Genomic DNA, 245 nt, shown 5'->3' on the forward strand with positions numbered 1-245 from the left:
ATGTCCAAGGCGCTGTCGGTCGATCTGCGGGAACGTGTGGTGGCGGCGATTGCGGCGGGATCGTCCTGCCGGGCGGCGGCGGTCCGCTTCGGGGTGAGCGCGGCCAGCGCGGTCCGGTGGGTCGCGCTTGTGCGGGAGGCGGGTTCGGTCGCGCCAGGGCCGTTGGGAGGGGACCGGCGCTCGGCGCAGATCGAGGCGCATGCGGCGCTGATCCTTCGCCTTGTCGACCAGAAGTCGGATATCAC

1 pseudogene is annotated in these 245 nt (G+C 71.8%); it reads left to right on the top strand.

From position 1 onward, the window contains the following. Positions 1 to 245, top strand: a pseudogene (locus JMJ56_RS33475) (IS630 family transposase); the annotation flags it as partial.

This window comes from Belnapia arida (assembly GCF_016773205.1).
Taxonomy (GTDB): Bacteria; Pseudomonadota; Alphaproteobacteria; order Acetobacterales; family Acetobacteraceae; genus Belnapia; species Belnapia arida.